The sequence below is a fragment of the Leifsonia williamsii genome, from assembly GCF_030433685.1.
Taxonomy (GTDB): domain Bacteria; phylum Actinomycetota; class Actinomycetes; order Actinomycetales; family Microbacteriaceae; genus Leifsonia; species Leifsonia williamsii.
Genome location: NZ_JAROCF010000001.1, coordinates 3,702,871 through 3,715,398 on the forward strand (window position 1 = coordinate 3,702,871; position 12,528 = coordinate 3,715,398).

The 12,528-nt window shown below is 73.9% G+C and carries 13 protein-coding genes and 1 pseudogene; 6 read left to right on the plus strand and 8 right to left on the minus strand.

What is annotated here, in order from left to right; translation table 11 throughout:
- Nucleotides 1-5: 5 nt before the first annotated feature.
- The 6 genes from P5G50_RS17560 to P5G50_RS17585 all read right to left on the minus strand — a co-directional run bounded on the left by P5G50_RS17560 (nt 6) and on the right by P5G50_RS17585 (nt 4,118).
- The gene (locus P5G50_RS17560) at nt 6-512 is read right to left on the minus strand and encodes a SprT-like domain-containing protein (protein WP_301212830.1); all 507 of its coding nucleotides are present in this window, start codon (nt 510-512) and stop codon (nt 6-8) included.
- Nucleotides 513-624: 112 nt separating this feature from the next.
- Complete coding sequence (locus P5G50_RS17565) at nt 625-1,071, minus strand: hypothetical protein (protein WP_363319485.1); 447 nt, start codon at nt 1,069-1,071, stop codon at nt 625-627.
- Nucleotides 1,072-1,251: 180 nt separating this feature from the next.
- Nucleotides 1,252-2,427 (minus strand): PQQ-dependent sugar dehydrogenase, encoded by a 1,176-nt coding sequence (locus P5G50_RS17570; protein WP_301212829.1) that lies wholly within the window; start codon nt 2,425-2,427, stop codon nt 1,252-1,254.
- Between the two features lie 154 nt (nt 2,428-2,581).
- Nucleotides 2,582-2,884 carry a DUF427 domain-containing protein gene (locus P5G50_RS17575; protein ID WP_301212827.1) on the minus strand — a complete coding sequence of 101 codons (303 nt, stop codon included), beginning with the start codon at nt 2,882-2,884 and terminating at the stop codon, nt 2,582-2,584.
- 86 nt (nt 2,885-2,970) lie between these two features.
- Nucleotides 2,971-3,624, minus strand: a complete 654-nt coding sequence (locus P5G50_RS17580; RefSeq protein ID WP_301212826.1) for a 2-phosphosulfolactate phosphatase — start codon at nt 3,622-3,624, stop codon at nt 2,971-2,973.
- Nucleotides 3,621-4,118, minus strand: a complete 498-nt coding sequence (locus P5G50_RS17585) for an EVE domain-containing protein (RefSeq protein WP_301212825.1) — start codon at nt 4,116-4,118, stop codon at nt 3,621-3,623. Before P5G50_RS17585 ends, P5G50_RS17580 begins: the two co-directional genes overlap by 4 nt.
- 149 nt (nt 4,119-4,267) lie before the next feature.
- Here P5G50_RS17585 and P5G50_RS17590 point away from each other — a divergent pair, with 149 nt between their 5' ends.
- Both P5G50_RS17590 and P5G50_RS17595 read left to right on the plus strand, forming a co-directional pair.
- The gene (locus tag P5G50_RS17590; protein ID WP_301212823.1) at nt 4,268-5,044 is read left to right on the plus strand and encodes a hypothetical protein; all 777 of its coding nucleotides are present in this window, start codon (nt 4,268-4,270) and stop codon (nt 5,042-5,044) included.
- Entirely contained in the window at nt 5,041-5,733 is a 693-nt protein-coding gene (locus P5G50_RS17595) for a DUF1684 domain-containing protein (protein WP_301212822.1), read from the plus strand. The genes P5G50_RS17590 and P5G50_RS17595 overlap by 4 nt, the downstream gene beginning before the upstream one ends.
- 12 nt (nt 5,734-5,745) lie before the next feature.
- On the opposite strand, the gene P5G50_RS17600 is transcribed toward P5G50_RS17595, so the two are convergent.
- Nucleotides 5,746-7,983: a HelD family protein gene (locus tag P5G50_RS17600; RefSeq protein WP_301212860.1), complete on the minus strand. Its 2,238-nt coding sequence runs from the start codon at nt 7,981-7,983 to the stop codon at nt 5,746-5,748.
- Nucleotides 7,984-8,253: 270 nt separating this feature from the next.
- Here P5G50_RS17600 and P5G50_RS17605 point away from each other — a divergent pair.
- The 4 genes and pseudogenes from P5G50_RS17605 to P5G50_RS17615 all read left to right on the plus strand — a co-directional run.
- Nucleotides 8,254-9,816 (plus strand): annotated as a pseudogene (locus tag P5G50_RS17605) (DEAD/DEAH box helicase); the annotation flags it as partial.
- Nucleotides 9,817-10,235: 419 nt separating this feature from the next.
- Nucleotides 10,236-10,766 carry an alpha/beta hydrolase gene (locus P5G50_RS18620; protein ID WP_363319486.1) on the plus strand — a complete coding sequence of 177 codons (531 nt, stop codon included), beginning with the start codon at nt 10,236-10,238 and terminating at the stop codon, nt 10,764-10,766.
- Nucleotides 10,729-11,301: an alpha/beta fold hydrolase gene (locus P5G50_RS18625; RefSeq protein WP_363319487.1), complete on the plus strand. Its 573-nt coding sequence runs from the start codon at nt 10,729-10,731 to the stop codon at nt 11,299-11,301. The genes P5G50_RS18620 and P5G50_RS18625 overlap by 38 nt, the downstream gene beginning before the upstream one ends.
- Nucleotides 11,192-11,881 carry a TetR/AcrR family transcriptional regulator gene (locus P5G50_RS17615; RefSeq protein WP_301230638.1) on the plus strand — a complete coding sequence of 230 codons (690 nt, stop codon included), beginning with the start codon at nt 11,192-11,194 and terminating at the stop codon, nt 11,879-11,881. The genes P5G50_RS18625 and P5G50_RS17615 overlap by 110 nt, the downstream gene beginning before the upstream one ends.
- Before the next feature lie 26 nt (nt 11,882-11,907).
- Here P5G50_RS17615 and P5G50_RS17620 read toward each other — a convergent pair whose 3' ends face one another.
- Nucleotides 11,908-12,492 (minus strand): NUDIX hydrolase family protein, encoded by a 585-nt coding sequence (locus P5G50_RS17620; protein ID WP_301212951.1) that lies wholly within the window; start codon nt 12,490-12,492, stop codon nt 11,908-11,910.
- Nucleotides 12,493-12,528 lie beyond the last annotated feature (36 nt).

Consider the following 12,528-nt stretch of genomic DNA (forward strand, 5'->3'; position numbering starts at 1 on the left):
CCGGGTCAGCGCAGCCGCTCGGTGGCGGCGGCCGCTGCCACCCGGCGCTGCGCCGACGACACCTCGCGGTGCTGCCACGAGATCAGGTTGGCGGCGTCGAAGCGCCTGCTGCAGGCTCCGCACGCCAACGCACGCGCCGGCTTGCGGTAGCGGTAGTGCGTGTGACCGTTCGGGCAGGTGCCGACCCACGGCGCCAGGTCGTCCGCGATGGCGCCGCCGTGCAGCCGCTTGCCCTCGTAGCCGAGGTCGAGCGCGATGGCCCGCCAGCGCGGACCGTGACCGGCGCGCGATCCGGCGAGCGCGTGCGCCACCTCGTGCAGCAGGATCTGGTGGATCTCGTCGTCGTCGTAGCGCGACGCGAGGTAGCGCGAGACGGTGATCCGCTTGGCGGTGTAGTTGCACAGCCCGGCGCGGGTCTTCGCGTTGTCGAAGTCGAAGCTCCACACCTGCGGGTCGAGGTGCAGCGCGATCAGGGCGTCCGCCCAGCGCCGCACCCGCTCGAGCTCGGCCATCAGCGCGCGACCTCGCGGTGGAGGCGACGGAGGGCCGGGTGGTTCATGGCGAGAATCCTACGCGGCGACACCGGGCGTCTCCAGGGAGCGGCGGGTGCCGCGGGTGCTGCGGTCAGCGCTCCCCCTCGTGGCCGGGCCCCTCTGCGCCCAGCGCACCCGCGCCTGCGCTCTCGTCGCGGAACGCCTGCACGACGGCCACCGCGGTCAACGCGCCGTCGATCTCGGCCGGGGAGGCGCCGAGCTTCTCGCGCAGGAACACCGCCGCCTTCATATCGGTCAGCGCGTTCTCGTAGTCCTTCATGTCGAAGTAGACCTTGCCGCGGCTCTGCACGGCGAACGCCTCCAGCGCGGTCCACTCGCGGCCGGCCGCCTCGTCGACGCAACCGGTCAGCTCCACCACGGCCTCGTCGAACTTGCCCTGGTACTGCAGCACCTGCGCGCGCCGGATGCGGGCGCCGAGCAGCTCCTCCCGGTCACCCGTGAAGCGCGCCTGCCTGACCGCCTCGTTGGCGATCTGCAGCGCCTCGTCGAGCCGGCCGAGCAGCCGCAGCAGCACCATCTTCTCGTTGAGCGCGCTGAGGCTGCGCAGGCTGCCCAGCTCGTCCAGGCGCTCGCCGGCCGCCCGCAGGTCGACGCGCTCGCGCAGGGTGGTCGGATCGTATCCGAGGATGATGCTCAGGGTTCGCTCCCGAATCGTGGCGTACCCCTCCAGACTACCCGTCGGTCCCGGCCGAACCCCTCAGCCGGGAAGCCGTGCCGGATCGGCCGGGGTGAGCGGCACCTCCACCAGCCGGTCGTCCCCCGGCCCCGGGTCTCCGCGCCCGTCGGTGTCGTTGGTGAGCAGCCAGATGCGGTCGCCGCGCGCCACGACGTCGCGCAGCCTTCCCAGCTCGCCGTCGAAGAACGCCTCTGCGGTCACCGGAGCGTGCCCGTCGGTCGACCAGACGGTCCAGAGGCGCTCGCCGCCGAGCCCGGCGATGAAGATGGTGTCACCCACGATGGCCAGACCGCTCGGGCTCGCCTCGTCGGTCGACCACTGCTGCACCGGGTCGGTGTAGGCGGGATCGCCGCCGATGCCCTCGACGGCCGGCCAGCCGTAGTTCGACCCCGGCGTGATGATGTTGAGCTCGTCCCAGGTGTTCTGGCCGAACTCGCTGGCCCACATGGTGCCGTGCGAGTCCCAGCCGATGCCCTGCGGGTTGCGGTGGCCGAACGACCACACCGGGGAGCCGGGGAACGGGTTGTCCCCGGGCACGTTGCCCTCCGGCGTCACCCGGAGGATCTTGCCGCCGAGCGAGGCGACGTCCTGTGCGCGGTCGGGCTGCGAGGCGTCGCCGGCGGTGATGTAGAGCATGCCGTCCGGGCCGAAGGCGATGCGGCCTCCGTCGTGGTTGGCGGCCTTGGGGATGCCGGTCACGACCGGTTCGGGGGCTCCCAGCGCGTAGCTGCCGGGAACGCCGGTCAGCGGGAGGCGCACCACGCGGTTGTCGTCGGCGGTCGTCTCGTACGCGTACAGGTACGGCGGCGCACTTCCCGTGGGGACGGCGAGGCCGAGCAGGCCGCTCTCGCCGGTGTGCACGACCCCGGGCACGGTTCCGGCGAGCCGCTGGCCGCCCTGCGGCAGCCGCTCGATCACGTCGCCGGAGTCGCGCTCGCTGATCAGGGTCGACCCGCTCGGCAGCGGGACCGCCGACCAGGGCGCCTCCAGGCCGGTCGCCAGGTCGGTGGTCCGCTCCCCCGGCTGCCAGGGGATCGCGGCGACGGGCGACGACGAAGCGGTCGGGCGCGGCGTCGATGTCGGCGTCCGGGTCTCCGTCGGGCGGGGCGTCGGCGCCGATGCGGTGCACGCGGCGAGGGCGGCGGCCGTCAGTGCTGCCGTGATGGCGAGCAGGGCGGGGCGGGTGGAGCGGCGCATGCGTTCCTCCCTCCGCGGGCCATCGGTCGGGGTGAGACGACGCCGGCCCGGACTCGCGGTCATCGTAACGCGCGGGCCCGGGCCGGAAGCGGTCTGTGCGGGTGGTTCCCAGGCCGGTGGGCCGGTGACCTTCGTGGGATCGCCCGATCAGGCGTCAGTCGACGACGCGGACGTCCTTCCAGAACGCGACGTAGCCGCTGTAGTCCTTGCCGACGCGGTCGAACGAGCTCGGGTACGGGGTCGGGTAGCTCCACGCACGGTCCTGCAGCAGGGCGTCGCCGTCCTTCACGGAGAAGTACTGGCACTCGCCCTTCCACGGACAGGTGTACGGCGTCGAGCTCTCGACGAGGTACTCCGACTTCACGCTCGCCGGCGGGAAGTACCAGTTGCCCTCGATGCGGATGAGGTCCTCCTGCGGGGCCTCGGCGATCACGGTGTCATTCAGAACAGCCTTCATCATTACCTCCTGCAGGCAGTGAACACCCCGTTGCAGCGGTGCATTCCTGCAGCGGAGCGAGCTCCCAGCGGGGCCGGAGCGCCCGATCAGGCGGTCGGCGCGCGGAGGACGCGGACGTCGGCGGAGGTGTCGAGCCGTCCAGCCGGGGCGACATCGGCCGGGGTGATGCCCTGGGCGACCAGCTCCTGGCCGGAGACGGAGGCGGTGAGGAGGTGCGCGACGGCGCCGCGGAGGCCCGTGAAGGCGGCGCACGCGGCGGCGGCCTCCGGGGAGCTGTAGTCGATACCGGAGGCGGCGAGCGCGTCGACCACGGCACCGGCGGCCAGGAGGTCCTCGACGGCGAAGCGGGGGGTCGCGGGGTCTGCCGCCGTTCCGCCTGCCGCTGTTCCTCCTGCCGCCGTTCCTCCTGCCGCGACGAGGGCGATCATGGCCCGGCGGCCGAGGCGGACCTGCTCGTCGAGGATCCAGCGCGCGACCGCGGGCGCATCGGTGAGGCCGGCGGCCAGCACGGCGGCTGCGGCGGGGGCGGCGGCGAGGGCGGGTGCGGCCTCCACGGCTCCCGTCGGGCCGTCGGCCGGGAGGGCGTCGACCCACACGACCACATCGGCGTCGGCGGCCACGGCGGCGGCTCCCGCGGACGCCCAGTCGAAGCGGACCTGGTACTTGGCCTGGCGGTGGGCGGCGGGGATGTGCGGGGTGCTGGTCGACGTGGTGTTCGGCGTGGTGAGGCTGTCGGTCACCGGGCCATCGTAATCCGGGCGGACGAGCGGTTCCGGCGTGTGTCCTCCGGTGACGGACGCATCTGCCGCCGGATCAGCTCGAAGTCGTGGCGGCTGATCTCGATGAGGCCGCGGCGCAACTGGTACCCCCAGTCGCGGTTGTCGCGCGTGAAGTCGAGGGAGGGGAGCATGGGCCGGATCGGCGTCGCGACGGCGTCGTGGTCCCACTCCACGCGACGCCGCCACGGCCGGAAGTCGCCGTTCGGGCCGGTCATCATGGGGCCCTGCGTGGCCTGGTACGTCTCGTCGTCGGCGATGCGGCCGATCGCGGTGAACTCCTTGAGCGGCTCGCCGTCGGGGTAGGCCGTCTTGGGCGAGTAGAAGACGAAGCCGTCGGCGCCGTGCATGCGCTCCAGCGGCGCCCTGGCCCCGTGATTGACCTGGGCGAAGCCGCCGGCCACGCCGCGGAGGACGTGGTCGCGCTGGACCACGCCCAGCCAGTACCGGATCGCCATGACCTGTTTCTACAGCATGCCTGTGTCATTCGACTTCTCCACAGATTCCGCCACTCCGGGCCGCGGGCGGGCGGCGGCCTCCAGGCTGGATGACGTGAATACACCGCGAAGACCGACCGGCCCCCTCGAGGGAGGACGACACTGGGGGCGTGCGCGTACTCCTGAAGCTGATCCTCGACTGCGACCCCGACGCCGCCTGGCGGGCGCTGCAGAGCCCGACGGCGTTCCGCGAGGTCGCCCTGCCGTGGCTGGACTTCCGGTCGGACGAGCCGGCGGGGTTCCCGACGACGTGGGGCGGGGAGGGGGCCGGGTCTGGGTCTGCGTCTGCTTCTGCGTCTGGTTCTGCCGCTGGGTTCGAGTCCGGATCGCGCGGTGGCGGGGAGCATCGGGTGCGGGTGCGGCCGCTGGGGGCGTTCACCGTGGGGACGCAGGCCATCCGGCTCGACACGCTGCGGTCGACGGATCCGCGGGAGGGCGCGACCCGCATCCTGCGCGACAGCGGCGGGGGGACGGGCGGACTGCTCGCTGCGCTCCCCCACCTCGACCACCGCATGGCGATCGCGCCGGACCCGGCCGGCCCCGGACCGGACGGGAGGCTCCGCACGCTCTACCGCGATCAGCTCATCGTGCGCGCGGGGGTGCTGACGCCGTTCGCCTGGTACACGCTGTGGGCGTTCTGGCAGTGGCGCGGACGACGCCTCAAGCAGCTCGCGCCGACTTGGGCGTACGACCCCGAGCTGGACCCGGAGCGGGTCGCCGCGCGGGAGGCGGCGCGCGACGTGGATGCGGCGGGGGCCGAGGCGGCGCAGGCAGCGGCGCGCGACGCGGACGTGGCGGGGGCCGAGCCTCCGGCGGCTGGTCGTGACGAAGGGCAGAATGCTGAGGGTGGCGGGGCGTCCGCCGCCCCGGCCGAGGAGGGCTCATGAGCACGATCGATTCCGCTGGCGCCGCGCAGGCTGAAGGGGCCGCCGGGCGCTCGCGGGCCGTCACCGCGGTCGAGACCGCCGACTGGCGGCGCAGGGTGTTCGGGCTGTACGCGTCCGTGCGGCGGATGGCGGCGACCGACCCGGCCGAGGCGCATGCGTACTGGGTGTCGTGCCGGGACGAGCTGTTCTCGTCGCATCCCGCCTCCCCGCTGCTGGACGCGGACCGCGAGCGGTTCACCGGGCTGCCGGTCGCCGGATACGACCCGGACTGGCGGTTCGAGCTGCCGATCCTGCCCGCGGCCGAGGGGCGGCGGATGGAGGTCGAGACCGGCACCGACGGCGTCGTGCCGTTCGAGCTGCTCGGCACGGTCCGGGTGCCGCTGGCCGGGACGCTGGACGTGTGGCGGCTCGCGTCCTACGGCGGTGGGCTGTTCGTGCCGGTGAAGGATGCGCTCGCGGGGCGTCCGGGCGGGACGTACGGGGGTGGCCGCTACCTGATCGACACGATCAAGGGCGCTGACCTCGGGCTCGCCGCGGACGGGGAGGAGGCGACGCTGGTGCTCGACTTCAACTTCGCCTACAACCCGTCCTGCGCCTACGACCCGGCGTGGGCGTGCCCGCTCGCGCAGGCCGGCAACACACTGCCCGTCGAGGTGCCCGTGGGCGAGCGCTACGCCGGCGCCGAATAGGCAGGCGCCGGCTCAGCGCTCCACGAGGGTGAGGCGCTGGGTCGGGCGGGTCATGGCGACGTAGAGGGAGGCCGCGCCGCGCGGGGACTCTGCGGCGAGCGCCGCGGGGTCGGCGAGGACGACCGCGTCGAATTCGAGGCCCTTCGCCTCGAAGCCGGTGAGCACCGCGATCGGGCGGGTCAGCCCCGAGGCGCCGCGGGCGGCGGCGTCGCCGAAGCGGGCGAGGACCGCCGCGGCCACCCGCTCCACCTCGTCCTGCGCCACGATCACGGCCAGCGTGCCCTGCGCGTCGATGCCGCGGTCGTGCTCCACCGCGTCCACGACGGCGTCGGCCAGGCCGCGGTCGCCGGCGGCGGGTGGTGCGCTGGTGCGGCGGATCGGCCAGTCGCCCTCGCGGACCGCCTGGGTGGGGGTGATCGGGAGCCCGGCCTCCGCGGCGATCCGCTCGGCCTCACGGGTGATCTGGGCGGGCGTCCGGTAGTTGACCGTCAGCTCCTCGAGGCGCCAGGCCTCCTTGAACGACGGCTTCAGCGCATCCTCCCAGCTCGTCGCGCCCGCGGCGGAGGCGACCTGGGCGATGTCGCCGACGATCGTGAACGACTTCATCGGGCAGCGGCGTACGAGAACGCGCCACTGCATCGGTGAGAGCTCCTGCGCCTCGTCCACCACCACATGCCCGTACGTCCAGGAGCGGTCGGCGGCGGCGCGCTCGGCGGTGGAGCCGCGGTCCACCTGCTCGGCGAAGCCGTCCGCCAGCTGCTCGGCGCTCACCAGTCCCTGCACGCCCATGTTGCGGATGGCCGCGCGCGCGTTCTCGAGGTCGCGCTTGCGCTGCCGCTCCCGCTCGCGGTCCGCCGGGTCGGGGCGGCCCGGGAAGTCGCCGAGCAGCTCCGCCGCCTCGTCGAGCAGCGGGACGTCCGACACGGTGAACGGTTCGGACCGGTCGCGGCGGAGCGCGTCACGCTCCGCCTGGCTCCAGCGCGGCGTCAGCTCCGCCAGCCAGGCGGGCCGCGCGTACAGGTCCTGCAGCAGCTTCTGCGGGGTCAGCGGCAGCCAGGCCGTGTTGAGCAGCACCCGCACGTCGTAGGAGGTGCGCAGATCCTCCCGGAGCACCTTCAGGTCGGCGTCGTCCAGCGTCGAACCGGAGGCGCGGAGCTGGGCGGCGAGCTGCTCCGTCAGCTCGCTCAGCGCGCTCTTGACGAACGTGACCCTGGCGACGTTGTGCGGCTTGCCGGTGCGCTGCGCCTTCGCGATCGCGCGCTGGATGAGGTCGGGCTGCACCTCCAGCCGCTCGTTGTCGACGACGATCGTCTGCGGCTCGGCCGGAGCCTTCTGCCTCGACCGCACCGCACGCCACAGCAGCCGGGCCATCGGGGCGGCGCCCTTCAGGCGGCCGGCCTCCGGCGCATCCTCGACCGTCGCCTCCACGCCGGGGAACAGCTCGCCGAGCGTCTGCATGACGACACCGGTCTCGCCGAGGGACGGCAGGACGGCCTCGATGTAGCGCAGGAACGCGCTCGACGGCCCGACCACCAGCACGCCGGAGGAGCTGAGCCGCTGGCGGTTCGCGTACAGCAGGTACGCGGCGCGGTGCAGCGCGACCGCGGTCTTGCCCGTGCCGGGACCGCCCTGTACGACCAGGGCGCCGCGGAGGTCGGAGCGGATGATACGGTCCTGCTCGGCCTGGATCGTCGCGACGATGTCGTGCATCCGGCCGGTCCGCTGCGCGGTCAGCGCGGCCAGGAGCGCGCCCTCGCCCTGGATCTGCTCGCCGGAGCCGCCTGCCCCGTCGAGCAGTGCCTCGTCGAACACCTCGTCGTCGATGCGGACGACCTGCCGGCCCGTCATCGTCAGGTGCCGGCGCGCACGGACTCCCATCCGAGCCGTCGCGGTGGCCTGGTAGAAGGCGCTCGCCTGCTGCGCCCGCCAGTCGAGCAGGAGCGACCGCTGGTCGTCGTCCCGCAGGCCGATGCGGCCGATGTAGCGGTGGTCGGAGCCGTCGACCGGCTCGTCGAGCAGCAGCCGGCCGAACACGAGCCGCGCATCCACCTCCCGCAGCTGTACGAGCTGGTCCTCGTAGAGCCGAGCGAACGCGTCGCGCTCGCTGCGCGCCTGGTGGTTGCCGCCGACGCTCTCCTTGCGCACGCGCACGAGGCGTTCCGCCGTCTCCGCGCGCAGCGCGTCGAGCCGGTCGTACAGCCCGGCGACGACGGCGCGTTCCCGGTCGAGCTCCGATTCGTGCACGCGCAGACCACCTCTCGTTTCCGGGCCGAAAGTCTACGACCTCCGGCCCCGAGGATGCAGAGAGCCCGCCGTGAACCCGGGCCGGAGCGGTCTCCCAGCCCGAGCACGGTAGGCTTGCAGCACTGCGAGTCCGTCGGACTCCTGCGTCGTCAGAACGCACCGCGCTGTCAGCGCACTTCTCACGGCGAACGAATGCGCATCCCGCGCCTTCGCCCACCCCTCCCAGCGCCGCGCCGTGCGTGCTGCGCGCCGGGACCCGATGCCCGAAAGGCACCAGTGACCACCACGACTTTCGCCGACCTCGGCGTGCCAGCTCCCCTCGTCGCCGCGCTCGCGGCCGACGGCAAGACGGAGCCGTTCCCGATCCAGACCGACACGCTGCCCGACACCCTCGCCGGGCGCGACGTGCTCGGCCGCGGCAAGACCGGCTCCGGCAAGACCATCGCCTTCTCGCTCCCGCTCACCGCGCGGCTCGGCGACGGCAGCAAGCGCAGGGCCTCCCGCCCGCGCGGCCTCGTGCTCGCGCCGACCCGCGAGCTCGCGACGCAGATCGCCGCGACCCTCCAGCCCCTCGCCGACGCAGCGGGCCTGCGCATAACGACCGTCTTCGGCGGGGTGTCGCAGAACCGCCAGGTCGATGCGCTGCGCGGCGGCGTCGACATCCTCGTCGCCTGCCCCGGCCGTCTCGACGACCTCATGAAGCAGCGGCTCGTGTCGCTGGACGCGGTCGAGATCACCGTGCTCGACGAGGCCGACCACATGGCCGACCTCGGCTTCCTGCCCGTGGTGACCCGCATCCTCTCCGCCACGCCGACCGACGGGCAGCGTCTGCTGTTCTCGGCGACGCTGGACAACGGCGTGGACAAGCTCGTCAACAAGTTCATGAAGAAGCCCGTGATGCACTCGGTCGACGAGGCGAACAGCCCGGTGGAGGCGATGACCCACCACGTGTTCGAGGTCGCGTCCGCCGACGACAAGAAGGACCTCGTGCACATGCTCGCCTCCGGGCAGGGCAAGCGCATCCTGTTCATGCGGACCAAGCACCACGCGAAGCGCCTCGCCAAGCAGCTCACCGCGGCGGGCATCCCGGCCGTCGACCTGCACGGCAACCTCTCGCAGCCGGCCCGCGACCGCAACCTCGCGCGCTTCGGCTCCGGGGAGGTGCGCGTGCTGGTCGCGACGGACGTCGCCGCGCGCGGCGTGCACGTCGACGAGGTCGAGCTGGTCGTGCACGTCGACCCGCCCGCGGAGCACAAGGCGTACCTCCACCGCTCCGGCCGCACGGCGCGCGCCGGCAGCAGCGGCGACGTCGTGACCGTGATGCTCCCCGAGCAGGCCGGCGACGTGCGCTCGCTGCTGCGCGCGGCGGCCATCAGCGCGGCGCCGCAGAAGGTCAGCGCGTCGCACGCGGCGGTCGTGGAGCTGGTCGGCGAGCGCGCGGCGCGCGTTGCGCCGGAGGTCGCGGCCGCGGCTGCTGCGGCGGCCTCGGGCGGCGGCGGACGCGGCGGTTCGGGTGGCGGCGGTCGCGGTGCGAGCGGTTCCGCGGGCGGCGGGCGCGGACGGTCACGCGGTGCCCGGAGCGGCGCGGCGGAGGCCGGGGTCGGCGGCGGCCGGCAGGCGACCGGTGGTCGCTCGGGTGCCGCGGCCGACGGCGGCCGTGGTGCCGGTGCCGGCGAGACCGGCGGCCGCGGCGGTCGTGCCGGTGGCGGCGACGCGAACGGTTCGGGCGCGGGTGGCGGTCGCCGTCGTCGTGGCGGTCGCGGACGCGGCGCTGCCGGCGGCGAGCAGGCGAACGGTGCGAACAGCGCCGGGCAGTCGCGCCGGGATGCGGCCGGTGGCGGCGAGCAGCGTCGCCGGGAGCGCGGCGACCCAGGGGCACAGCTCGCGCGGCGGCTCGTCCGCCGCGCATGGCTCGGCGTCCGGCTCGGGCGCTCAGGGCGGGTCGCGCGGCGGCATGCGCGTCGGCCAGCTGGTCGACGCGGGCACGCGCCGCGGCAACGGCACCCGTCGCGCCCGCGGCTGACGCGCGAAGGACCACGAAGGGAGGTGTCTCCGGCTTTCTCGGCCGGGGGCACCTCCCTTTTTCGTCGAGATGAATCGGCACGCAGTGTCACGAAGGGAAGGCGTTCCCGGCTCACCCGGCTCGAATCGCCTCCCTTCTCGGTCGACACGCCGAGGCTGCGGGAGCACGACCTCCGTTTCTGACGTGGCGGACTGGGCTGTTGACATCTCTGGCTAATGGCCTTAGCTTTGTGGCTATGAACACTTCCATCGCTCAGCAGGTCCGGTATCTGCAGCGCCCCGAGGGACGCGTCTCCTACACCGTCGAGGGCTCTGGGCCGCTCGTCGTGGCCGTCCCCGGGATGGGCGACCTCCGTTCCTCCTACCGCGAACTCGTCCGCCCGCTCCTGGAGGCGGGCTACCGGGTGGCGGTCACCGACCTCCGCGCCCACGGCGACTCGGACGCCGGCTTCCGGACGTTCGGCGACATCGCCACCGGCGGCGATCTGCTCGCCCTCATCGAAGAGCTCGGCGGCCCCGCGGTCGTGCTGGGCAACTCCATGGGGGCGGCGGCCGCGGCCTGGGCGGCGGCAGAGCGCCCCGACCTGGTGAGCGGGCTCGTGCTCTTCGGGCCGTTGCTCCGTGACCCGGCCATGGGGCGTACCGCGGTCGCCGCGATGCACGGCGCATACCGGGTGCTGTTCCGCGGGCCGTGGGGCGCACCGGCCCTGGGGAGCCTACTACCGGAAGGTGCTCAACCGCGGCCGCACTGCTCCGTGGCTCGATGAGCACGTCGCGGCGATCCGCGCGAACCTGCGCGAGCCCGGGAGGCTGCGCGCCTTCCGGCACCTGACCCTCCAGCTGACCCACGCGGTCGTGGAGCCCCGCCTCCCCGAGGTGTCCGCCCCGATGCTGGCGTTCGTCGGCGACCTCGACCCCGACTTCCGCGACCCGGCCACCGAGGCCGCCTGGCTGGAGTCCGTCGGCGCGGAGGTGGTTCGCGTCGCCGAATGCGGGCACTACCCGCAGGCCCAGCGGCCGGATGTTGTGGTGCCGGCGACACTCGGGTTCCTGGCCGCGCGGCGGGATGCGGGATGGGGTGCGGAGCGGGATGCGGGATGGGGTGCGGAGCTGGGCAGGGGTGTCGGCGGCGGTGACGGCGTCGATGGGGGTGACGGTGACGCCGTCGGCGGAGGTGGCGGTGGCGCCGTCGATGGCATTGACGGTGGCGCCGTCGACCGCGGTGCAGCTGACAGTGGTGCCGCCGTCGATGATGGTGCAGCTGGCGGGGCAGCCGACGCCGACGGGAGTGCCCGTGCCTAGGGCCGGGCTCACGGGAGCCGCGGTCACCGCGCTGGCGCTGGATGTGCTCGACGAGGGCGGCGTCACCGCCTTCGATCGGCTGACGCTCGCCGCTGTCGCCGGACGCGCCGGGGTCGCTGTGCCGAGCCTTTACAAGCACGTCGCGTCACTGGACGACCTGCGTCGCCGGCTCGCCGTGGAGGCGGTCGCCGAGCTGACGAGGGCGATCGCCGCGGCCACGATCGGCCGGTCGGGGCCTGAGGCGATCCGTGCCGCGGCGGAGGCCGTCCGCCGCTATGCCACCGAGCATCCCGGACGGTACGCGGCGACGCAGGTCGCCCCGGACCTCGCAGAGCCCGCGGACCGCGAACTCGCCGTTCGCGCGGAGGAGACCCTGGCTGTGCTGGGCGCCGCCCTGCGCGGCTTCGGCTTGCCCGAGGAGCGGAGCGTAGATGCGATCCGCGTCTTCCGCAGCGCCGTCCACGGCTTCGTGATGCTCGAGCTGACCGGCGGCTTCGGGCTGCCGGACGATCTCGACAGGAGCTTCGAACTCCTGGTCGATGCCGTGGTCACCGGGATCGCGGCGGCCGCGGCAGGCTGACACCGGACGGCCTGGCCCGCCGCACTCTACGCCAGAATCCGCCCCACCGACGCCATCGCCGCCTTCACCAGGGCGCCGCGGCCTCCCTCCAGCTCGTCGCACATGGTCGGCGAGACCGCCTCCTCCGGCGTCACCCAGGTGAGTTCGAGGGCGTCCTGGCGGGGCTCGCAGGTGCCGGTGACCGGGACGACGTAGGCGAGGGAGACGGCGTGCTGGCGCTCGTCGGTGAACGGGGAGACGCCGGGGAGCGGGAAGTACTCCGCGACCTGGAACGGGACCGGGCTCGCGGGGAGGAGGGGGAACGCCATCGGGCCGAGGTCCTTCTCGAGGTGGCGGAAGAGGGCCTCGCGCAGGGTCTCTCCGTACATCACCCGGCCGGAGACCAGCGTGCGGGTGATCTCGCCGACCGCGTTGGCGCGGAGCAGCACGCCGACCTCCGTGACCTGGCCGAGCCCGTCCACGCGCACCGGGACGGCCTCCACGTACAGCAGTGGGAGGCGCCGCCGGATCTGCTCCAGCTCCAGGTCGCTGAGCCACGCCGGCCCGGGCTGGGGGCCGTCGCCGGGCAGCGGGTCCGGGGTCGGATCGGGGTCGGGGGTGCGCACGCTCATGCCACCGATCTTAGGCACCCGGCGAGCGGCGGCCAG

What these genes read in the sequence shown, in the direction of transcription:
- P5G50_RS18620 (WP_363319486.1), top strand. Translation starts at nt 10,236, where the DNA reads ATGAACACTTCCATCGCTCAGCAGGTCCGGTATCTGCAGCGCCCCGAG.
- P5G50_RS17575 (WP_301212827.1), bottom strand. Translation starts at nt 2,884, where the DNA reads ATGAAGGCTGTTCTGAATGACACCGTGATCGCCGAGGCCCCGCAGGAG.
- P5G50_RS17620 (WP_301212951.1), bottom strand. Translation starts at nt 12,492, where the DNA reads ATGAGCGTGCGCACCCCCGACCCCGATCCGACCCCGGACCCGCTGCCC.
- P5G50_RS17570 (WP_301212829.1), bottom strand. Translation starts at nt 2,427, where the DNA reads ATGCGCCGCTCCACCCGCCCCGCCCTGCTCGCCATCACGGCAGCACTG.
- P5G50_RS17595 (WP_301212822.1), top strand. Translation starts at nt 5,041, where the DNA reads ATGAGCACGATCGATTCCGCTGGCGCCGCGCAGGCTGAAGGGGCCGCC.
- P5G50_RS17565 (WP_363319485.1), bottom strand. Translation starts at nt 1,071, where the DNA reads ATGGTGCTGCTGCGGCTGCTCGGCCGGCTCGACGAGGCGCTGCAGATC.
- P5G50_RS17560 (WP_301212830.1), bottom strand. Translation starts at nt 512, where the DNA reads ATGGCCGAGCTCGAGCGGGTGCGGCGCTGGGCGGACGCCCTGATCGCG.
- P5G50_RS17585 (WP_301212825.1), bottom strand. Translation starts at nt 4,118, where the DNA reads ATGGCGATCCGGTACTGGCTGGGCGTGGTCCAGCGCGACCACGTCCTC.
- P5G50_RS17615 (WP_301230638.1), top strand. Translation starts at nt 11,192, where the DNA reads ATGGCATTGACGGTGGCGCCGTCGACCGCGGTGCAGCTGACAGTGGTG.